Here is a 19,834-nt window from a genome sequence, read left to right as displayed (position 1 = left end):
CGGCCGCGCATCCGGCCGTGGACGTCGTCGTCCGCGACGTAGGCGAACTCGCGCGCCGTTTCGGGCGCAACAAAGGATTTGAAAAATGACCTTCCTGCGGTGGCTCGGCAGGGCGCTCGACTTTCTGCGTCGGCTCTGCCTGAACGTTCTCTTCTACGGCCTTCTCGTCGCCCTTGCGGCGCTCTGGTACTGGGCTGAGCCTGCAAGCCCGGCGGTCGAGCCGGGCGCCGTGCTCGTGATCGACCTGAGGGGCGCTGTCGTGGAGAGCGACCCGATGCGTGCGCTCCCGACGGACGTACGGGGGCTGCTGCGCGACGGCAGGCCCGCCACGCGCCTCTCGGACGTCGTCGCCGCGCTCGAGCGCGCCGAGACCGATCCGGACGTTGCGGGCGTGGAGATCCGCACCGAGGAGCTCGAGACGCTCGGACTCGCCTCGGCGCGCACGATCGGACGCGCGGTGGACCACTTCCGCACGACGACGGGCCGGCCGATCTACGCCTGGGGCGGGAGCTTCACGCAGGCGCAGTACGCCGCGGCGGCCCACGCCGACGAAATCTCGCTCCATCCGATGGGTTCGGTCCTCTTCAAGGGGCTTTCGGGATCGGCGCTCTACTGGGGCGGTCTGCTCGAGCGGCTCGGCGTCGGCGTGAACGTCTTCAAGGCGGGCGCCTACAAGAGCGCGCCGGAGGTCTTCACGCGGCGCGCACCGTCGGAGGACAACCTCGAGGCGCAGAAGAGCTGGATCGACGACGCCTGGCGGGGCTTTTCCGACGACCTCGCGAAGGCGCGCGGACAGATGCCCGGTGCGCTCGACAAGTACCTCGAGGGGTTGACGCCGGCGCTCCAAGCGGGGGCGGACCCCGCTGAGTACGCGAAGAAGGCGGGCTTCGTCACCGACCTCCTCACGAGCGACGGGTTTGAGAAGAAGCTCGCGCGGCGCTTTGCCGAAGGGGGCGACGTCAAGCGCCTGAAGCGCATCGGGCACCTCGACTATCTCGCCGCTCGGGCGACGGCCGAGCGCGGCGCGCCGGGCGTCGCCGTCGTGCTCGCGCAGGGCGCCGTCGCCTCGGGCCGCGGCGCGGGGATCAGCCCCGACGAGCTCAACGAGCGCATCGAGCGCGCCGCGGGCGCCCTCGGCGTGCGCGCGCTCGTGCTGCGCCTCTCGAGTCCGGGGGGCGACGCGATCGCCTCGGAGTCGATCCGCGAGAAGCTCGAGGCCGTCCGGGCCCGGGGCATTCCGGTGGTGGTGAGCATGGGCGACATGGCCGCTTCCGGGGGGTACTGGATCAGCCTCGGCGCGGACCGGATCGTCGCCGATCCGCTCACGCTCACGGGTTCGATCGGCGTCTTCAGCGTGCTTCCGGATGCGGCGGGCGCGCTCGAGAAGCTCGACGTCGGCGCGGGCGGCTACCGCACGGGGCCGCTCGCCGACTTCGGCTCGCCCCTTCACCGGCCCAATGAGGCCGAACGCGCGGTGCTCTCCGCCGGGGTGGCGCGCACGTACGAGCGCTTCAAGGCGCTTGCGGCGAAGAGCCGCGGCCGGACGCCCGAGGAGATCGAGGCGGTGGCGCAGGGGCGCGTCTGGACGGGCGCGCAGGCGCAGAAAATCGGCCTGGTTGACCGTCTCGGGGACCTCACCGACGCGGTGAAGGTCGCCCGTCAGCTCGCCGGACTCGGCGACGACGCGCCGGTGCGGTACTTCGACGCCGAGCCGTCGGGCGCTTCGGCGCTCCTCGCGGGCCTTTCGGCGCGCGTCTTCGCGGCCGTCGCGCCTGAAGCGGCGCTTCTCGGCGCCGGCGCGAAGAAGGGAGCGGACGTCCTTGCGGAGCTCGGCGCCGCGGGGCGGCCCCTCGCCTGGACGGCGCTCCCCGAGGGGATCTGAGGCGTGCTCAGCGGCCGCCGCAGCACGGGCACGACGCCCGTCGGCGGCACTTCATCTCGCGCATCTCCATGTTGAGGAGGTCGATCATCAGGAGGCGCCCGACGAGCGGCCGGCCGATGCCGGCGGCGAGTTTGAGCGCCTCGGTCGCCTGCAGCAGACCCACGGTGCCCGTGAGGCCCGAGAAGACGCCGAGCGTCGAGGCCTTCTCGTCGTTCGCGGCGTCGTCCTCCTCGAAGAGGCACCGGTAGCAGGGCGAGTCGGGGTTGCGGAAGTCGAAGACCGTCACCTGGCCGGAGAATTTCACGGCGGCGGCGAAGACGAGCGGGCGGCGTGCGGCGAGGCAGGCGCGGTTGACGAGCTGACGCGTCGCGAGGTTGTCCGAGCAGTCGAGCACGACGTCCGCCTCGGCGACGAGGGGCGCGAGGTCCTCGACCGTGTTCATGCGGCGCGCGACGGCGGCGACCTCGACCTGCGGGTTCCAGCGGACGAGCTCGCGGGCGGCGTTCTCGGCCTTGTTGCGGCCGATCGAAGCCACGTCGTGGAGGATCTGGCGCGAGAGGTTGTTCTCCGACACCTCGTCGGGATCGACCACCGTGATGCGGCAGGCGCCTGCGGCGGCGAGGTAGATGAGTGCGGGCGAGCCGAGTCCGCCCGCGCCGATTACGAGAAAGTGGGCTGCGGCGATGCGCCGCTCGCCCGCTTCGCCGAGTTCGGCGATCTTCATCTGGCGTGAAACACGTTCGCGGATGGCTTCAAAGCGTTCGTCGTCGTTGAGCATCGGGGGATGCCTCCTCAAAATGGAAAGCGGCTCCGAACCGCCCTGAGGGCGGACAAGCCGGAGCCGTTGGCAGGGGGGCAGCTACTGCTGCGCGGCGGGAGTCTTCTTTTCGGCGCCGTCCTTCGCCTTTTCGGCTTCGGCCTTCGCGCGCTCCTCGGCGCGCAGCTTCTTCACCACCGACAGGGGCTGTCCGCGGTACTTCGAGCGGACGACATCGCGGCCGGCGAGGCTGTTGAGCGCCTGCGTGAGCTGCCAGTCGCGGTCGTCGCCGAAGATGTAGTTCCAGTCGGGCGACTTCGTCTCGTCGTTGTCGTCGTAGGGCAGCTCGTCGGTTTTGCCGCCCGCCTTCTGCTGGTTGGCGAGGTGGTGCGCAAGGTCCGCCTCGCGCACCTGGAAGGTCGGATAGTTGCCCTTCGGCGTGTCGTCCACGTAGAGGTCGGGCTCGATGCCGCGGGCCTGGATGGAGCGCCCCGACGGGGTGTAGTAACGCGCCGTGGTGAGCTTCACGCCGACGGTTTTCCCTCCGAAGCTCATCGGCAGGATGGTCTGCACGGAGCCCTTGCCGAAGGAGCGGTCGCCGAGGAGCACCGCGCGCTTGTGGTCCTGCAGGGCGCCGGCGACGATTTCCGAGGCGGAGGCCGAGGAGGAGTTGATGAGCACGACGATCGGGACGGTCTTCGCCTTGGGCGTGAGCTCGGCGAGCGCCTTCACGGCGTCGCCCGAGCGGTAGTCGGATTCGACCGCCTTGAAGACGTAGTCGGACTGCGGCGTGCGGCCCTTCGTCGAGACGATGTCGGCGTTGGCGGGCAGGAACGCCGCGCACACGCCGATCGCGGCCTGCAGCAGTCCGCCCGGGTCGTTGCGCAGGTCGAGCACGAGCCCCTTGAGGTGCCCGCTCTTCTCGAGCTTGTTGAGCGAGTGGGCGAGATCTTCGGCCGTGCGCTCCTGGAACTGCGAGATGCGGATGTAGCCCACGCCGTCGGAGAGCTCCTTCATGCGCACGGACTGCGTCTTGATCATGGCGCGCTCGAGCGAGAACTGCAGCGGTTTCATCTCGCCCTTGCGGGCGACTTCGAGGCGGATCTTCGTCTTCGGTTCGCCCCTCATGCGCTTGACGGCCTCCTCGAGCGTGAGCTCGGCCGTCGCCTCGCCGTCGATCTTCGTGATGATGTCGCCCGCGCGGATGCCCGCGCGCGCCGCCGGCGTGTCGTCGATCGGCGAGATCACGCGCACGCCCGAGGCGTCCTTGGTCACCTCGATGCCGAGGCCGCCGAAGGCGCCGTGGGTTGCCTCGTTCATGTCCTCGAACCCCTCGGGGTCGAGGAAGGACGAGTGCGGGTCGAGTCCGCTCACCATGCCCTCGACGGCGAACTCAAGGAGCTCCTTGTCGCTCACGTCGTCCACGTAGTAGTCCTTGACGGCGTTGAAGACGCTCGTGAACTGCCGGATCTCCTGCAGCGGGAGCTCGTCGGCGGAGTTCTTTTCGGCATAGGCCTGGAAGCCCACGCTTGCGAGCACGCCGGCGCAGGCGCCGGCGACGAAGAGGGAGAGAAGACGGAGTTTCATTTCAAAAAAAAACGTTTGGCAGAGGGCCCGCCGCGGAGCGGGCTATTTTCGTCTATTTGGCGAGCCACGGCTGAGGGTTGACGGGCTTGCCCTTGTAACGGATTTCAAAGTAGAGTCCGGGCGCGTCGCTCGCGCCCGAGGTGCCGACGGTGGCGACCGTCTCGCCCGCCTTCACGCGGTCGCCCACGTTCTTGAGCACGGACTCGTTGTTCGCGTAGACGGACATGTAGGTGCCGCCGTGGTCGATGATGAGGAGGTTGCCGTAGCCGCGCAGCCAGTCCGAGAAGACCACGCGGCCCGCGGCGCACGCCGAGACCTCGGCGCCTTCAGGGGCCGAGATGAGGATGCCCTGCCAGAGGGCCGAGCCCGTGCGGCGGCTGCCGTAGGAAGCGGTGATGCGGCCCGCGACGGGCTGCACGAGGCGCCCCTTCATCTGCGCGAAGTTTCCGGCGGGCAGGGGCGCCACGGGCTTCTTCGTCTGCGCGGCGGCCTGACGTTCGGCCTCGCGGCGGCGGGCGGCCTCGGCGGCGGCCCGTTCGGATTCGAGCCGCCGGTCGATCTCGGCGACGAGGTTCTCGAGCCGCGCCTGGTCCTTCCGGAGCTTCTCGATTGCGGCCTGCTGCGTGGCGATGTCCTTGGAGAGGCGGCTGACGGCCTCCTGCCGGTCGCTCTTCTCCTTCATGAGCTGCCGGCGGTTGTCCTCCTCCTCGCGGGCGATGCGCGAGAGTTCGGCGCGCCGCGCCCGGGTTTCCTGCGAGACGGTGTCGATGCGGGACTTCTCCTCCTCGAGGGCGGCGGCGGTGCGGATCTGCGCGAGCGAGAGGTAGCGCAGCGCCGCGGCGGTGCGCGAGAGCTCGTTGGGGTTGCCTCCCTCGATCAGGGACTGCCAGGTGTGGCGCTGCGCGTGGAGGTACTGTGCGCGCACGATCTGTCCGAGTAGCGCCTCGGCGCCGGAAAGGTCGCGGCCGACCGTGCGGCCGTCGCTTCTGAGCTCCGCGAGGCGGCTCTCGATCTTCTCGCGTTCGCTTTTGAGCGAACGCAGCCGCCGGTTGGCGTCCGAAATCGCCTGGTCGGCCTTTTTGAGCGCGTCGTTAGCGGCTTCGTTCTCCGCCTCGCGCGCCGAAAGGGCCTTCTGCATGTCCGAGATGCGCTTCTCCACGCTCGCCTTCTGCGTCTCGGCGCGCGCCTTCTGCTGCGCCGTGGCGCCCGGAGCGGCTCCGGCGCCTCCCGCAGAGAGCGCGAGGAGAACGAGCGGAAGAAGAAGGGTGGAGAGTCTGGACACGAGGCGGACGCTTCCCGGGCGGAGCATGAGGGAAAAGAGGGGCGGTCCTGCGGGCCGCCCCCTTTTATAATTTTAGCTTTGCGGCAATTTCGCCGCCTCCGACTTTTTTCTTTGAAATGTCTCAGTTTCTCGTTCAGAACGCACTTCTCATCCTGATCGCGCTCATCGCGGGCGGCTCGCTCGCACTGCCGCTTCTCAACCGCCGCCGCTACGGGCCGATGGTCTCGCCCGAGCAGGCCGTGCAGCTCATCAACAAGCAGAACGCCATGGTGGTGGACGTCCGCGGCGAATCGGACTTCAAAAAGGTGCGCATCGCCCGCTCGGTGAACATCCCCGCCACGACCATCCAGGGCCGCCTCGCGGAGCTCCCCAAGGAGCGCACGATCCTGCTCGTTGACAACTCGGGCAACATGGCCGCGGCCGCCTCGAAGCTCCTGCGCGGCATCGGCTACGGCAACGTCTACGTCCTCGAGAACGGCCTCGTCGGCTGGACCCGCGACAAACTGCCGCTTGAATACTGAGCGCACCGCCCCCATATGTAGGAACATGCGGCTCCGGAGAACGGGGTCCGCCCATCGAATTCAATCCGGCGCGTCCCGCCGCAGCGGACGCGCTCAATCAGCCTGAAAAAGGAACAGAAATGGCCGAAAACGAAAACGTGCAGGGAGCCGAAGCGGCTCAGCAGCCCCAGGACCAGCAGCCCGCCCAGGACGATCAGCCGGTCTTCCAACTGCAGCGCTGCTACCTGAAGGACGCGTCCCTCGAAATGCCCCACGCGCCGGAGATCCTGATGGAGGCTCAGGAGGCCGCCCCGCAGGTGGACATCCAGTTTGAAGTGAGCCAGCGCCTCATCCAGACGGACCTCTACGACGTCACCGTTCGCGGCACGATCACCGTGAAGACCCCGTCGGACAAGGTGATCATCCTCGTCGAAGGCCGCCAGTCCGGCATCTTTGCGATCCACGGCATTCCCGCCGAACCGCTGCAGCACGTCACGAACGTGCTCTGCCCGTCGATGGTCTACCCGTACCTTCGTGCGAACCTCGCCGACCTGATGACTCGCGCCAACGTGCCGCCGGTGCATCTGCCCGAGGTGAACTTCGAAGTGCTCTACCAGCAGCGTCTCGCCCAGGCCCAGGCTGAAGCCCAGCAGAACCCGCAGGCGGCGAACTGATCCGCTTCCGGGACGCGCGCCCCGCTGCGAAAAGGGGCGCGGTGAAAGGGCCGGCAGGACGCCGACCCCGCGCAGAGCGCGCGGGGTGCGCCGCCGGCCTTTTTCATGCGCCGCTCCCTCCTTCGAAGGGCAAACCTCGACTTTCGTAGGATGAGGTTGATGCGCCGCCCTTTGTAGAATGACTAGATACGAGGAAGATCCGCACCTCGGCGCGCGTCAGCGCCCGGAGCCGGCAACAAAGGAACAAAACAACATGATCCGCATCCTGCTCATCGACGACCACACTCTTTTCCGCAGCGGCGTCAAGGCGCTGCTGCAGCGCCAGTCCGACTTTGAAGTGGTCGGCGAGGCGAGCGACGGCCTTGAGGGCGTCAAGCTCGTCGAGCAGGTCGACGCCGACGTGGTGCTCCTCGACGTGGACATGCCGAGCATGAACGGCCGCGAGGCGCTCGAGCAGATCCGCGAGACGCACCCCGACCTCGCCGTGCTGATGCTCACCGTGAGCGAGGACTGCGAAACCCTCGGCGAGTGCCTCAAGCTCGGCGCCCGCGGCTATCTCCTCAAGAAGATCGACCAGGACTTCCTGCTGCGCTCCATCCGCGCGGCCTACAACGGCGACAGCGTGATTTCGCCGCAGATGATGACGAAGTTCGTCAACCGCCTCGCCGATCCGGAGGCCGGGCGCACGCGTCCCGCCCAGGGACAGGACCCGGCGGTGCTCACGCGGCGCGAGCGCCAGACGCTCGCCTGGCTCGCCCGCGGCGTCTCGAACAAGGAGATCGCCCGCGCGCTCAACCTCGCCGAGTCCACCGTGAAGGTGCACGTGCAGAGCATCCTGAGGAAGCTCAACCTTTCCTCGCGCGTGCAGGCCGCGATCTACGCGATCGAGCACAAGATCGACAAGGATCTCTGAGCTTTCGGCGCGCCTCACGGAAAACGGCGTCCCAGCAGCGGGGGCGCCGTTTCCGTTTTTCCAGGGGCGACCTCAGACGCCGCCCGCGTAGCCCTGCTGCCGCCAGGCCTCGAACACCGTCACGGCGACGGCGTTGGAGAGGTTGAGCGAGCGGTTATCGGGCCGCATCGGCAGCCGGATGCGCTGTCCGGCGGGAAACCGCGCGCGGATCTCCTCGGGCAGTCCCGAGCCTTCGGAGCCGAACACGAACCAGTCGCCCGGGCGGAAGGCGAGGGTCGAGAAGACCGCGGAGCCCTTGGTCGTCATCGCGAACATGCGCGCCGGATCGGGTCGCTCGCTCTCGAGGAACGCCTCGAAGGAGTCGTGGATCTTGAGCGTCGCGTACTCCCAGTAGTCGAGACCCGCGCGCTTCATGTGCTTGTCCTCGAGCGAAAAGCCCAGGGGACGCACGAGGTGCAGGGCCGCGCCCGTGTTGGCGCAGAGGCGGATCACGTTGCCGGTGTTGGGGGGAATTTCAGGGTGGACGAGGACGACGTTGAACATGTCGGCGGGCGGGTCGGGGTGAAGGGTGAGGGATGGCGGCGGGGCTCAGAACGGATCCTGGCCGGCGAGTTCGCCGCGCAGCTTCTTGAGGGCGAGCTTTTCGATCTGGCGCACGCGTTCGGCCGACACGCCGAACTCGGCGGCGAGCGCCGAGAGCGTGACGGGCTTGGCGTTGCCTTCGGCGTCCGTGTGGAGGTAGCGCGCCTCGATCACGCGGCGGCTGCGCGGGTCGAGCGCGGCGAGCGCCCGGGATAGTCCTTCGCCCTCGAGCCGTTGGCGGTCCTCCTCCTCGAGCATCGCCTCGGGCTCGTCGCTCTTGCGCGAGAGCCAGTCCGAGGGGGAGAAGTTGTCGTCGTCCTGGTCCGAGGGGGCGTCGAGCGACGTCTCCTGCCCGTACATGCGCTCCTCCATGTCGAGCACCTCCTTGGGCTTGACGTCGAGCGTGAGCGCGATGCGCTGGGCCTCCTGGTTGGTGAGCGCTGCCTGGCTGTCCTCCTTGAGCTGGCGGAGGTTGAAGAAGAGCTTGCGCTGGTTCTTCGTGGTTGCGAGCTTCACGATGCGCCAGTTGCGGATGATGTACTCCTGGATCTCCGAGCGGATCCAGTGCTGCGCGAAGGTCATGAGCCGCACGCCCCGGTCCGGGTCGTAGCGGCGGATGGCCTTCATGAGGCCGATGTTACCTTCCTGAATGAGGTCCGCGTAGGGCAGACCGTACCCGAGGAAGCGCCGGGCGATGGAGATCACGAGCCGCAGGTGCGAGAGGACGAGCTTCTGCGCCGCGGCGACGTCGTTCTTGTCGCGCAGCTCAATGGCAAGGCTGCGCTCCTCTTCGGGCGAGAGCATCGGCGCGGCCTCCGCGGCGCGCAGGAACGACTGCAGGTCGCCGAGCCCCGAGGCGGGAACGGGGAGTCCCGCGGGCTTGTAGGGCACGAGCCCGCGCTGAGCGGGCGCCGTTGGGAGGTACGTGCTGCGGGGCGCGTCGTCCTCGTCCTCGTCTTCGTCCGTCTCGTCGTCCTCGAGCTCGAGCGGTCCGCCGTCGAGCGCTTCGGCGTCGGAGTCGTCGGTGTCGGTCGGTTCAAGGGCGGGCGTTTTGGTCATGGGTGCGGGCGGCGGAGGTGAATGCGGTGCGCACCGAAGATAGCACTTCCCGGCGCAAGGCCGCAGTGACGAAGTGCAACCGCCCGTCAGCGTCCGCGCTCGCGCCGGATGCTTCCCCAGGCCGAAAGGGCGGCGAAGGCCGCGACGAGGCTGCCGCAGAAGGCCGCTGCGGCTACGAACCCGGCGCACCAGAGGGCGGGCGGCAGCGCGAGGACGAGCTCGCCCTCATAGAGGGCGGCGGCCGCGGTGAGCGCGGGCTGCAGCACGAAGATGCCGCCCCGGACGAGGGCGAGCGAGAGCGCCGCGGCCGAGGCCATCAGGATGAAGCCGCGCCAGGCGTAGGGGCGCACGGCGAAGGAGGGCGTCGCGCCGAGGATGTAGAGCGTGCGCATTTCCGGGCGCGCCGCGAGCGTGGTCATGCGGACCGCCGTGTCGAGGACGAGCACGACGAGGAGCGCCGTCACCGCGCCGAGGAGCCCGAGCCCCGTCCAGACGGCGCGCGAGACCGCCCGGAGCTTTTCGTGCCAGGAGGCTTCGTAGGGGACGAAGTCCACCTGCGGGAGCGCTTCGATGCGCTTCGCGGCCGCGGCGATGTCCGCGGCCGAGGCGTCGGACGAGAGCGTGACCACGAGGATGTCCGGAAGCGGGTTGCCCGCGGTGGTTGATGCGGGGAGCCCGAGGCGGGCGTTGAGGTCCTTCAGGGCGGCGTCGCGGCCGATCACTTCGGTCGAGCTCACCCAGGGCATGCGGCCCACTTCGTCGGCGAGCGTGCGCACGTCGGCCTTCTCCTTCGTGAAGACCGTGAGTTCGACCGAGGTCGGCAGGCTTCTGAGCGGCTCGGAGAGCCCGTAGAGGACGACGGCGATGAAGAGCGGGATGAAGAGCGCGAGTGCGGCGAGAAGGAGCGCGAAGAGCGAGCGCGCGCCGTCGCGGCGCAGTCCGCGGAAGGTTTCTTCGAGCGCCCAGCGGCGGGAGGTGATGAAGCTCATTGCACGTTCTCGTTCACATCCGCGGCGCCCGGGGGCGAAAGGAGGATCTCCCGCACGGGGGCGCCCGCGACGGGCAGTGCCTCGTGCGAGGCCGCGACGATCGTGACGCCCGCGCGCGCAAAGGCCGCGAGAAGCGCAAGGAGCGCGGCGGCGTTCGTCTCGTCGAGGTGCGCGACGGGTTCGTCGGCGAGGATCACGACGGGGCGGTTCACCACGGCGCGCGCGAGGAGCGCGAGCTGGCGCTGGCCCGCGGAGAGGCGCGAGGGCAGGGCGGGCGCGAGTTCGGCGATGCCGCACTTTTCGAGCGCAAGGAGTCCCCGCCGGCGCGCCTCGGCGTAGCTCTCCTCGGCGGCGAGCGCCGGGAGCATCACGTTCTCGTGGATCGTGCGGTCCTCGAGGAGGCGCCCCTCCTGCATCATGAGGCCCATGGAGCGGCGCAGCCACCGGCGCTCCATTTCGTTGAACTCGTCCACGCGGTCGCCCGCGACGAGCACTTCGCCGGCGGTGGGCTGCACGAGCCCGGCGAGAAGCTTGAGCACCGTGCTCTTGCCGCTCCCCGTGGCGCCCCGCAGCACCACGAACTCGCCCCGCCCGACGGCGAGGGAGACGCGGTCCGCGGCGGCGGCGCCGTCAAAGACGACGCTCGCGCGGCGCAGTTCAAGAAGCGGCGCTTCGGCCATGGACGGACTCCGGGGTCAGAACTTTTCAACGGTCAGATGGTCGTCGATCTTGTCCCAGGCCTCGGACTCCTCGCGCAGCAGATACGCGGTGAGCGGATGCGCGTTGAGCCAGCCCTCCTCGATGCGGATGCGCAGACCCTCGTCGGTGCGGGTGAAGTCCATGAGCGGGAGCTCCACGTCGGTGCGCGCGTGGGCGAAGATCACCGCGAGGCGCAGCGCGACGGCGGCCTCTTTGGAGATCAGTTCGCCGAAGTAGGGCTCCATCTTCTTGAGCGTGCCGCGCTGCGAGAGCACGAGCGCGGCCATGGTGTCCTGTTCGCGGCGGCTGAAGCCCGGCATGTCGGCGTTCATCACGATGTAGTGGCCGTGACGGTGGTAGCGCGACGAGGAGATGATCATGCCCGTTTCGTGCACGAGCGCGGCCCAGCGCAGATAGCGCAGCTTTTCGGGGTCGGCTTTGGGCTTGAGGCGGCGGTAGATCGTCTCGGTGAGGTCGGCGACGCGCGCGGCCTGCTCGCGGTCGAGGCGCGAGGTCTCCATGAGCGTTTCGATCGTGACGTCGCGCGTGTCGCGGTTGGAGACGCGCCCGAGGAGGTCGTAGAGAAGTCCCATGCGCAGCGCGCCCGAGGCGGGGCGCATGCTCTCGACGCCGAGCACGCGGAAGACGGCCGAAAGGACGGCGATGCCGCCCGCGATCACTTCGCGGCGGTCCTCCTTGAGGCCCGCGAAGCGGATGCTTCCGATGTCGTGCGCCTCGAGGAGCATTTTGCGGAGCTTGTCGAGGTGCTCGGGGCGCACTTCGCCGTCGCTCCAGCCGAGCGTGCGGCAGATGTCGCTCACCGCGCCGAAGGTGCCCGCGGACCCGTAGGCCTCGTCGAAGTTCCCGCGGCCGAAGGCGGAGATGCTCTCCTCGAGTTCGGCCGCGCAGGCCGTGGTCGCGCGCTCGAGCGACTTCTGCGTGATGCGCCCGTCGCTGAAGAAGCGGATCGAGGTGTTGACGCAGCCGATGCGGAAGCTCTCGTAGCGCTCCGCATCGAGTCCGCGGCCGATGATCACTTCGGTGCTCGCGCCGCCGATGTCCACGACGAGGCGGCGCTTCTCGCTGCGCGGCAGCGTCTGCGCGCAGCCCTTGAAGACGAGGCGCGCCTCTTCATGGCCCGACAGAATGTCGATGCGGTAGCCGAGCGTCTCTTCGGCCTTGCGCAGAAACTCCGCGGCGTTCGTCGCGATGCGCATCGCCTGGGTGCCGACGGCGCGCACGCGCTCGGGAGGCAGCCCCGCGAGGCGCTCGTGGAAGCGCGCGAGCGCGGCGAGCGCCCGAGCCTGGATTTCCGGCGTGAGCGCGCCCGCCTTGTCGAAGCCGCCGGCGAGACGGACGGTCTCCTTCCAGTAGCTCTGCGTGAGGATGCGGTCTCCCTCCACGCGGCCGATCTCCACGCGGAAGCTGTTGCTGCCGAGGTCAACGGCGCCAAGTAGCATGATGTGTGTCCCCTCTGAGATGAGGCGTCCGTGCGCGGGCGGCTCGGCCGCCCCGCACATCACTGATCTTGTTCAAGTCCCACGAGTGCGTTGGCGAAATCGCGCGCCTTGAAGGGCTGCAGGTCCTCGAGCTTTTCGCCCACACCGATGTAGTAGATCGGCAGGGGCCGGTCGCCGCGCATGGCGCTGATCGCCGCGAGGACGCCGCCCTTGGCGGTGCCGTCGAGCTTCGTAATGATGAGGCCCGTGAGGTGTGCGAACAAGTCGAAGGCGTTCACCTGCGCGATCGCGTTCTGACCGTTCGTGCCGTCCACCACGAGGATCACCTCGTGTGGGGCGCCCGCCATCGCCTTTTCCTGCGAACGGCGGATGCGTCCGAGCTCCTCCATCAGGTTGGTCTGCGTGGGCAGACGCCCGGCGGTGTCGGCGATCACGACGTCCATGCCGCGGGCGCGGCCCGCCGCAACGGCGTCGTAGACCACGGCGGCCGGATCGCCGCCCGTCTGCGAGATCACCTCGACACGGTTGCGTTCGCCCCAGACGGCGAGTTGTTCGCGCGCGGCGGCGCGGAACGTGTCGCCCGCGGCGAGCAGAACGCTTCGTCCGTCGTCGGAGAAGCGTTTGGCGAGCTTGCCGATGGAGGTGGTCTTGCCGGCGCCGTTGACGCCGCACATCATGATCACGGTCGGCTTGGCGCGCGAGAGGTCGAGGGTCCCCTCAGCGGGCTCGAGAATCTTCACGAGCTCGTCGCGCAGCGCGCGGCGCACTTCGTCCTGGGTCTTGAGGCCCTTGAGCTTAATGTCGTCGCGAAGCCGCTCTAAGATACGCGAGGACGTTTCGACGCCGACGTCGGCCGAAATCAGCGCGTATTCGAGTTCCTCGAGGAAGTCCTCGTCAACGACGCCGCCCGAGAAGAGGCCGATGATGTTGACGCGGGTGCGCGAAAGGCCGCTTTTCAAGCGGGAAAGCCATCCTTCAGAAGAACCAAAACCCATACCGACACGAAATCAATGAAAAGTCCGAAAAAGGAGCGCGGACGCTCAAGTGCCGTAAGTTTAACAACCTCGTCGGGACGCAGAGCGGGAGAAGTCCGCATCGTCGGCGGCCGTTGGCGGCGCACGCCGCTCGTCGTGACGGACCGCGAGGGGCTGCGTCCCACGCCCGAGCGCGTGCGTGAGACGGTCTTCGACTGGCTCGGCCATCTGCTGGGGAGCTATGCGGGGCGGCGCGCCCTCGACCTCTTCGCGGGCTCGGGCGCGCTCGGTCTGGAGGCCCTCTCTCGGGGCTTCGCCGCCCTCGACCTCGTGGAGCGCGACCGCGCGCAGGCCGCGGGGATCCGCGCCGCCCTCGAGCGCTTGGGCGCTCTCGAAGCGGCGGCGCTCCACGTCGAAGACGCGTTCGCCTTCCTCGCACGCAGTCCGCTCCTCTGGGACGTGATCTTCATCGACCCGCCCTTTGCGCTCGGTCTGCAGGACGATGCGGTGGCGCGCGCGCTCGAGCGCCTCGCGCCCGACGGGATCCTCTACGTTGAGCGCTCGGGCGAACTCACCGCCGACGCGCTCCTCGAGCGCCTCGGCCTCGTGCGACTGCGCGCGACGTCGGCGGGCCAGGTTTCGTGCGAACTTCTCGCACGGGCCGACGGCGCCCTCGCGCCCCTCGCCAAGGCCGACAAGAAGATGAAGATGAAGAAGACGAAGCCGGGCGCCGCCCGCAGCAAGGAGAAGGACGCATGACCGTCGCCGTCTACCCCGGAACCTTCGACCCCCTCACGAGCGGGCACCAGGACCTCGTGCGCCGCGCGTCGAGGATCTTTTCGCACGTCTACCTCGGCGTGGCGCTGAGCATAGGGAAGTCGCCGCTCCTCACGCTCGAGGAGCGCCTCACCTGCGCGCGGCTCGTCTGCGCGGACTATCCGAACGTCACCGTCGAGCCCGTCAGAGGGCTCCTCAAGGACTTCGTCGCCGAGCGCGGCATCGAGGTGATCGTGCGCGGCGCGCGCGCCGTGAGCGACTTCGAGTACGAATTCCAGATGGCGGGCATGAACCGTCAGCTCATGCCCGACGTGGAGACGGTCTTCCTCACCCCTTCGGACCAGTTCCAGTTCGTGAGCGGCACCTTTGTGCGCGAGATCGCGCGGCTCGGGGGCGAAGACGCCGCGCGCTTCGTCGATCCGCGCGTCTGGCCGATTCTGCGGGCCGCCTGCCGGCGGCCCTGACGGGGCCGCGGGGCGTCAGACGGTCGGGTGCTGCGGCGCCGCAGACGCCGTCTCGTCCTTCTGCCAGGGCATCTTCGGGAGCTTCCAGTCGGGAAGCTCGAACTTCGGGAGCTCCATCTGCGGGAGCTCAAGCCCCTGCCAGAAGTCCTTGATCGCCCGCTCGATGCGCCGCCCGAAGGCGTCGAGCGAGAAGGGCTCGTCCGAGCGCGCCTCGGCGACGACGCGCGCGGCGCCCGCCCAGTCGGCCCTCCAGACCGGCACGGCCGATCCGTCCGTCTCGAGCGCGGCGGCGAGGTCGAAGGCCGGAACCTTCTCCGCGGCCGGAAGGTGGATCACCGGCGCGAGCGTGAGCCGCCCGCGCGTGAACACGCCCGTGAAGTCCGCCGTCCAGGCCTCGGCCTTCACGCGGCCGTCGGTGATCCGGAGCGCCGGGGCGTCGGATTCGAGCGCCGTCCTGAAGGAGAGTTCGTCGAAGGCCGAAGTGGACTGCGGCTGACGCACTTCGGGCGGCGTCGCGTCGGGGGTCTCCTCGACCATGATCTTGTGCGCGAGCGGGATGTTGAAGCCCGCGAAGGCGCCGTCGGCGACCGTGAAGTCGCCGGAGGCCTCGCTGATGCGCGGCCTGCCCGGTTCGGGCGAAAGCGCGCCGCCGAGGTCGAGCGCGCCGTCCACGCGTCCCGAGAGCGCGGCCGGGCGCCCGAGAGCCGTCGCCCAGGCCTCAGCGCGGGCGCCGCGCACCTTGAGGTTCGCCTTCCAGAGGCCGTCGCGGGCGACGAAGCCCGCGAAGTCGAGCCGGCCGCCCAGCCATTCGCCCGTGCCGTGGGCGAGCGAGAGGGCGCCGTCGGCGAGCTTCGCCTCGGCCGAGAGTGTCGAGAAGCCTGCGGCCGGGCCGAAACCGTCCACGGAGAGCGCGCCCTCGAAGTCCGCGAAGCCAAGCCATTCCGGGCGCCAGGGGAGTGCGGCGGCGATCGCCGGATCCACCACGCCGAGGCGCACCTCGCCCTTGAGCTGCGCCCGGGGGGCGTCAGGCGACGTTTCCGAGGCGGCGGAGATCCGCACGGAGGTGCCGAAGAGCGTGCCCTGAAGATCCGCCCGGGCCGCGCCTCCGGCGGCCGTCGAGAGGGAGCCCGTGAGGCGGCTCGCCGCGGCGGCGGCCTGCGCGCCCTGGGGCGTCCAGGCGCTCGTGAGGTCGATCGCGGTGAGCGTGAGCGCGGCGGGCGAGGCGCGCCAGTCGAGCTTTGCCGAACCTTCGGCCGAAAGGGTGCCTTCGGCGGAAGTCAGGGTGAGGGAGGCCGAGGCGCGTTCAGTCGAGAGCGATCCGGCCGTGAGCGCCGCTTCCGGGGCGCTCACGCGCCAGGAGGCGCCGTCGGCGAAGACCACCTTGAGGGCGGGTGCGGTGAGGCGCCAGCCCGCCTGGTCGGGAGCGAGGGAGGCGGCATTGAGTTCGGCGTGCACGCTCCGGCTGCGCCAGAGGCCGTCGATCGTGAAGGCGGGGGAGTCGAGGACGAGCCGCGGCAGGAGCTCCGCCGTCGCGGCGTCCGGGGTGAAGCGGAAGGCGCCCGAGAGCGTGGCGGCGCCCGAGAGCGCTGCGCCGTCGAGGTTCCCGGCGGCGCGCACGACGCCGCCCGCCTCGCTCATGTTTTCAAGGCGCGCTTCGAGTGCGGAGATGCGCACGGGGGCGGAGCCGAACACCTCGCCCGAGAGCGTCACGGCGCTGTTTCTGAGCTCCATGAGCGCGACGTCCCAGTAGGTGCCCGAGAGCCGGCGCGCCTGCTCGGCCGACGCGGGCGTGCCGGGCGCGAGCGTCAGGTCGAGGCCGTCCACGAGGATGTGGTCCACGCGCGGGGATCCGGCGAAGATCGCCCAGGGCTTGAGGCGGATCATCGCCGCCGAGAAGCTCCCGAGCCGCTCGCCGTCTGCGGCGCGCACGAGGCTCGAGCCGGGCAGCGTCACCTCAAGCTCCGGGAGGCGCTTGAGCGTGAGGGCGGCGGAGTATTCGATGCGAAGGCCGAGGTGCGTCTCGAGCGCGTTCGCCACGCGTTGGGCGACGCGCTCCGGCGTCACCCAGAAGGAGAGCGCCGCGACGGCGGCGAGCACGATGAGGGCGAGGAAGAGCAGAAGGGCGGTGACCGTTCGGAGATGGCGCATGGGACTCTCTGGAAGGGACGGAAATGGTTTCGCAGGAGAGTCTGCCACAGCCGCGGTGCGCCGCGGCCCCGATGAACGGGGCCGCGGGGAGTGCGGGAGGTCCGGGCGCGCGGCCCCGCCTCCCTGGAGGCGGGCGGACCCCGCATGAGGTCCGCTCCGGGAAGCGTCAGGCCTTCTGACGGATGAGCCAGTCGAAGGCGCCGAGCGCGGCCGTCGCGCCGCCACCCAGGGCGATCACGACCTGCTTGTAGTGCGACGTCGTGCAGTCGCCGCCCGCGAAGACGCCTTCGGCGGAAGCGGCGCCGCGGTCGTTCACGACGATCTCGCCCCACTTGTTGAGCTCGACGACGCCCTGGAGGAAGTCCGTGTTCGGCACGAGGCCGATCTGCACGAAGCAGCCCGCGGCCGGGACGGTCTTCAATTCGCCCGTGGCGCGCTCGCGGTAAGTGACGCCCGTGAGCATCGTGCCGTCGCCCTCGAGCTTCTCGACGTCGAGGTTGTAGACGATCTTCGCGTTCGAGGTGGATTCGAGGCGCTTGACGAGCACTTCGTCGGCGGTGAGCTTGTCGCCGCGCTGCAGCAGCGTCACGGAGCGGCAGAGCGCGGCGAGGTCGATCGCGGCCTCGACGCCCGAGTTGCCACCGCCCACGACGACCACGTCCTTGCCCTTGAAGAGCGGACCGTCGCAGTGCGGGCAGTAGGCGACGCCGTGGCCCTGGTATTCCTTTTCGCCCGGGACGCCGAGCTGACGCCAGCGCGCGCCCGAGCAGACGATGACGGCCTTGGCCTCAAGCCTGCCGCCGCTCGCGAGTTCGGCCGTCCAGAGGGCGCCTTTCTTCTCGAGCTTCGCGACGCGCTCGAGCGCCATCACGTCCACGCCGTAGTGCGCGACGTGTTCCATGAAGCGGCCGCCGAGGGCGACGCCGTCGGTGACGAGCACCGAGGTGAAGTTCTCGATCGAGGAGGTTTCATTCACCTGCCCGCCCGGACGCTCGCAGACCACGCCCGTGCGCAGACCCTTGCGGGCGCTGTAGATCGCGGCGGTGGCGCCCGCCGGACCCGCGCCGATCACGAGAACGTCGAAGGGCGCCTTCTGCGAGAGCTTCTCGGCCTGGGCCTTCACGAACCCCTCGTCGAGCTTCGCGACGATCTCGCCCAATTCATGGCGGCCCGAGATGAAGGGCTTGCCGTTCAGGTACACCGTCGGCACGGCCATCACGTGGCGCGCCTTCACCTCGTCCTGGAAGAGCGCGCCGTCGATCACGGTCGTGGTCACGTTCGGGTTGAGGATCGCCATCAGGTTGAGCGCCTGCACAACGTCCGGGCAGTTGTGGCACGAGAGGGACATGTAGACCTCGAAGTCGTACCGACCCTGGAGGCCGCACACGCGCTCGAGAAGGTCCGGATCCTCCTTGCTCGGATAGCCGCTCGCCTGAAGCATGGCGAGGATGAAGGAGGAGAACTCGTGCCCCATCGGCAGGGCGGCGAAGCGCACGCCGGCCTTTTCGCCCGTGCGGCTCACGGTGAAGCTCGGGCGGCGCACCTGGACGCTCACGTCCTCGGTGGCGAGCGTGATCTTGCCCGAAACCGAGGCGACGTCCTTCATGAGCGAGGCGATCTGGGCGGACTCGGGAGAGTCGTCCGGAGCGACGGTGAGCGTGATCGGATTGATGAGGCGGTCGAGGTAGCCCTTGACCTGCGAAAGAGCGGAGGCGTCAAGCATGTTTTTTCTTCTGCAGATGCTGAGTACATGAAAAAAGCCGCGGCGCTGCCGCGGCTTTCTTCGCCGCACCGGGCTGCGGAGCTCCCGCTGAGGGGAGCCTGCGGCCGGCCCGGGCGGACTTCCGGTCGGATTAATCCGGCGGGATTAGATCTTGCCGACGAGGTCGAAGGACGGGGTGAGCGTCTCCTTGCCGGGACGCCACTTGGCCGGGCAGACCTGGCCCGGGTTCGCCTCGACGTACTGCGCGGCTTCAACCTTGCGCAGCAGCTCGGAGGCGTCGCGGCCGATGCCGCCGTCATGGTGCTCCATGACGACGATCTTGCCGGCGGGGTTGATCACGAACGTGCCGCGCTCGGCGAGGCCGTCCTTCTCGATGAGGACGTCGAAGTTGCGCGCGAGGACGCCGGCCTTGTCGCCGAGCATCGGGAACTTGACCTTGCCGACGGCTTCGGAGGATTCGTGCCAGGCCTTGTGCGTGAAGTGCGTGTCGGTCGAGACGGAGTAGATCTCGACGCCGAGCTTCTTGAAGGCTTCGTAGTGCTCGGCGAGGTCTTCGAGCTCGGTCGGGCAGACGAACGTGAAGTCGGCCGGATAGAAGAAGACGACGGACCAGTGGCCCTTCAGATCAGCGTCCGTGACCTTCTTAAAGGCACCGTTGTGATAGGCCTCGGTCTCGAACGGAAGAATTTCGGTGGTAAGCAGAGACATTTGATTTCCCTATAAAAAGAGGTTGGTCTCAGGTGGATTCGTTGCGCTCACTGTAGCAATCATTTATTGAGATGTCAATCATGAAAATCTCAATCTATTGCAAGCGGATGTTTCCCGCTTCAGCGCAGCTTCCCGAGCTGGCGGCGAATGTTGGGGGCGAGGCGTTCGAGGGCGTCGAGCGTCGTGAAGATCGAGGCGCGTCCGCGCTGGGAGAGCTCGCGGAAGCGCGAGAGCAGCTCGTTCTCTTCGGCGACGACGATGTGCCGTTCGGCCGTGAGGATGTAGAGGACGTCGAAGCCGCAGGCCGCGAGCCGCGGCATGCGCCAGACGCCGGGATCGGCGGCGCCAGATTCAAAGCGCTCGTAGACGTCGAGCGGGACGCCGAGCAGCTGTGCGATCTGCAACGGCGCATAACCGAGGCGCTCGCGTTCGGACTTGAGCCGGACGCCGATCTCCTGACGCTTCTTCGTGGAGGTCGTGGCCATGTTGGAAATGAGACTCCTCGTGGATGGTGGGAGCGGGATGTCCGGGCGGGACCCCCGAGGTCTGCCCGAGTATAAGCCGCGCTTTGCTGCGGCCGAAAGCTCCGGCGCGGCTCCCGACTGTGCCCATGTGCAAACGGCTCCTCGATCAGGAGGAGCCGTTTGGCGGGCGGG

At 69.0% G+C, this 19,834-nt stretch carries 19 protein-coding genes; 6 read left to right on the top strand and 13 right to left on the bottom strand.

Annotated elements, in window-relative coordinates; translation table 11 throughout:
- Positions 1-85 precede the first annotated feature (85 nt).
- The gene (sppA, locus tag ACT6Y9_RS02420) at positions 86-1,882 is read left to right on the top strand and encodes a signal peptide peptidase SppA (RefSeq protein ID WP_443743387.1); all 1,797 of its coding nucleotides are present in this window, start codon (positions 86-88) and stop codon (positions 1,880-1,882) included.
- 7 nt (positions 1,883-1,889) lie between these two features.
- On the opposite strand, the gene ACT6Y9_RS02415 is transcribed toward sppA, so the two are convergent.
- The 3 genes from ACT6Y9_RS02415 to ACT6Y9_RS02405 form a co-directional block, all read right to left on the bottom strand.
- Positions 1,890-2,660 (bottom strand): HesA/MoeB/ThiF family protein, encoded by a 771-nt coding sequence (locus tag ACT6Y9_RS02415; protein ID WP_295479129.1) that lies wholly within the window; start codon positions 2,658-2,660, stop codon positions 1,890-1,892.
- Positions 2,661-2,741: 81 nt separating this feature from the next.
- Positions 2,742-4,226: a S41 family peptidase gene (locus ACT6Y9_RS02410; RefSeq protein ID WP_295479131.1), complete on the bottom strand. Its 1,485-nt coding sequence runs from the start codon at positions 4,224-4,226 to the stop codon at positions 2,742-2,744.
- A 52-nt stretch (positions 4,227-4,278) separates the two neighbouring features.
- The gene (locus tag ACT6Y9_RS02405) at positions 4,279-5,508 is read right to left on the bottom strand and encodes a murein hydrolase activator EnvC family protein (protein ID WP_295479133.1); all 1,230 of its coding nucleotides are present in this window, start codon (positions 5,506-5,508) and stop codon (positions 4,279-4,281) included.
- Positions 5,509-5,624: 116 nt separating this feature from the next.
- On the opposite strand from ACT6Y9_RS02405, the gene ACT6Y9_RS02400 reads away from it, so the two are divergent.
- The 3 genes from ACT6Y9_RS02400 to ACT6Y9_RS02390 all read left to right on the top strand — a co-directional run bounded on the left by ACT6Y9_RS02400 (position 5,625) and on the right by ACT6Y9_RS02390 (position 7,595).
- Positions 5,625-6,029: a rhodanese-like domain-containing protein gene (locus tag ACT6Y9_RS02400; RefSeq protein ID WP_295479135.1), complete on the top strand. Its 405-nt coding sequence runs from the start codon at positions 5,625-5,627 to the stop codon at positions 6,027-6,029.
- Between the two features lie 119 nt (positions 6,030-6,148).
- Entirely contained in the window at positions 6,149-6,682 is a 534-nt protein-coding gene (secB, locus tag ACT6Y9_RS02395; RefSeq protein ID WP_295479137.1) for a protein-export chaperone SecB, read from the top strand.
- Between the two features lie 253 nt (positions 6,683-6,935).
- Positions 6,936-7,595: a response regulator gene (locus ACT6Y9_RS02390; RefSeq protein ID WP_295479139.1), complete on the top strand. Its 660-nt coding sequence runs from the start codon at positions 6,936-6,938 to the stop codon at positions 7,593-7,595.
- A gap of 72 nt (positions 7,596-7,667) precedes the next feature.
- On the opposite strand, the gene trmL is transcribed toward ACT6Y9_RS02390, so the two are convergent.
- The 6 genes from trmL to ftsY all read right to left on the bottom strand — a co-directional run bounded on the left by trmL (position 7,668) and on the right by ftsY (position 13,379).
- Positions 7,668-8,138 (bottom strand): tRNA (uridine(34)/cytosine(34)/5-carboxymethylaminomethyluridine(34)-2'-O)-methyltransferase TrmL, encoded by a 471-nt coding sequence (gene trmL / locus ACT6Y9_RS02385; protein ID WP_295479142.1) that lies wholly within the window; start codon positions 8,136-8,138, stop codon positions 7,668-7,670.
- 45 nt (positions 8,139-8,183) lie between these two features.
- Positions 8,184-9,236 carry an RNA polymerase sigma factor RpoH gene (rpoH, locus tag ACT6Y9_RS02380; RefSeq protein ID WP_443743386.1) on the bottom strand — a complete coding sequence of 351 codons (1,053 nt, stop codon included), beginning with the start codon at positions 9,234-9,236 and terminating at the stop codon, positions 8,184-8,186.
- Positions 9,237-9,322: 86 nt separating this feature from the next.
- Positions 9,323-10,225, bottom strand: a complete 903-nt coding sequence (locus ACT6Y9_RS02375; protein ID WP_443743385.1) for a cell division protein FtsX — start codon at positions 10,223-10,225, stop codon at positions 9,323-9,325.
- Entirely contained in the window at positions 10,222-10,905 is a 684-nt protein-coding gene (locus ACT6Y9_RS02370) for a cell division ATP-binding protein FtsE (RefSeq protein ID WP_295479151.1), read from the bottom strand. Before ACT6Y9_RS02370 ends, ACT6Y9_RS02375 begins: the two co-directional genes overlap by 4 nt.
- Positions 10,906-10,920: 15 nt before the next feature.
- Entirely contained in the window at positions 10,921-12,384 is a 1,464-nt protein-coding gene (locus ACT6Y9_RS02365) for a Ppx/GppA phosphatase family protein (RefSeq protein ID WP_443743384.1), read from the bottom strand.
- Positions 12,385-12,443: 59 nt separating this feature from the next.
- Positions 12,444-13,379, bottom strand: a complete 936-nt coding sequence (ftsY, locus tag ACT6Y9_RS02360; protein WP_295479157.1) for a signal recognition particle-docking protein FtsY — start codon at positions 13,377-13,379, stop codon at positions 12,444-12,446.
- Positions 13,380-13,394: 15 nt separating this feature from the next.
- Between ftsY and ACT6Y9_RS02355 the strand changes: the two genes are divergently transcribed.
- Both ACT6Y9_RS02355 and coaD read left to right on the top strand, forming a co-directional pair.
- Positions 13,395-14,117, top strand: coding sequence for an RsmD family RNA methyltransferase (locus ACT6Y9_RS02355; RefSeq protein WP_443743383.1), 723 nt, complete (start codon positions 13,395-13,397; stop codon positions 14,115-14,117).
- Complete coding sequence (gene coaD / locus ACT6Y9_RS02350; RefSeq protein ID WP_295479163.1) at positions 14,114-14,599, top strand: pantetheine-phosphate adenylyltransferase; 486 nt, start codon at positions 14,114-14,116, stop codon at positions 14,597-14,599. The genes ACT6Y9_RS02355 and coaD overlap by 4 nt, the downstream gene beginning before the upstream one ends.
- 15 nt (positions 14,600-14,614) lie before the next feature.
- On the opposite strand, the gene ACT6Y9_RS02345 is transcribed toward coaD, so the two are convergent.
- The 4 genes from ACT6Y9_RS02345 to ACT6Y9_RS02330 form a co-directional block, all read right to left on the bottom strand.
- Entirely contained in the window at positions 14,615-16,747 is a 2,133-nt protein-coding gene (locus tag ACT6Y9_RS02345; protein WP_443743382.1) for an AsmA family protein, read from the bottom strand.
- A gap of 166 nt (positions 16,748-16,913) precedes the next feature.
- Positions 16,914-18,470, bottom strand: a complete 1,557-nt coding sequence (gene ahpF / locus ACT6Y9_RS02340) for an alkyl hydroperoxide reductase subunit F (protein WP_295479169.1) — start codon at positions 18,468-18,470, stop codon at positions 16,914-16,916.
- A 144-nt stretch (positions 18,471-18,614) separates the two neighbouring features.
- A complete protein-coding gene (ahpC, locus tag ACT6Y9_RS02335) occupies positions 18,615-19,178 on the bottom strand; it encodes an alkyl hydroperoxide reductase subunit C (RefSeq protein WP_295479172.1) in 564 nt (187 codons plus the stop codon).
- Between the two features lie 119 nt (positions 19,179-19,297).
- Entirely contained in the window at positions 19,298-19,663 is a 366-nt protein-coding gene (locus tag ACT6Y9_RS02330; protein WP_295479175.1) for an XRE family transcriptional regulator, read from the bottom strand.
- Positions 19,664-19,834: the final 171 nt, after the last annotated feature.

The sequence above is a fragment of the Sutterella sp. genome, assembly GCF_052272535.1.
GTDB lineage: Bacteria > Pseudomonadota > Gammaproteobacteria > Burkholderiales > Burkholderiaceae_F > Sutterella.
This window is presented reverse-complemented; position numbering and strand designations above follow the sequence as displayed.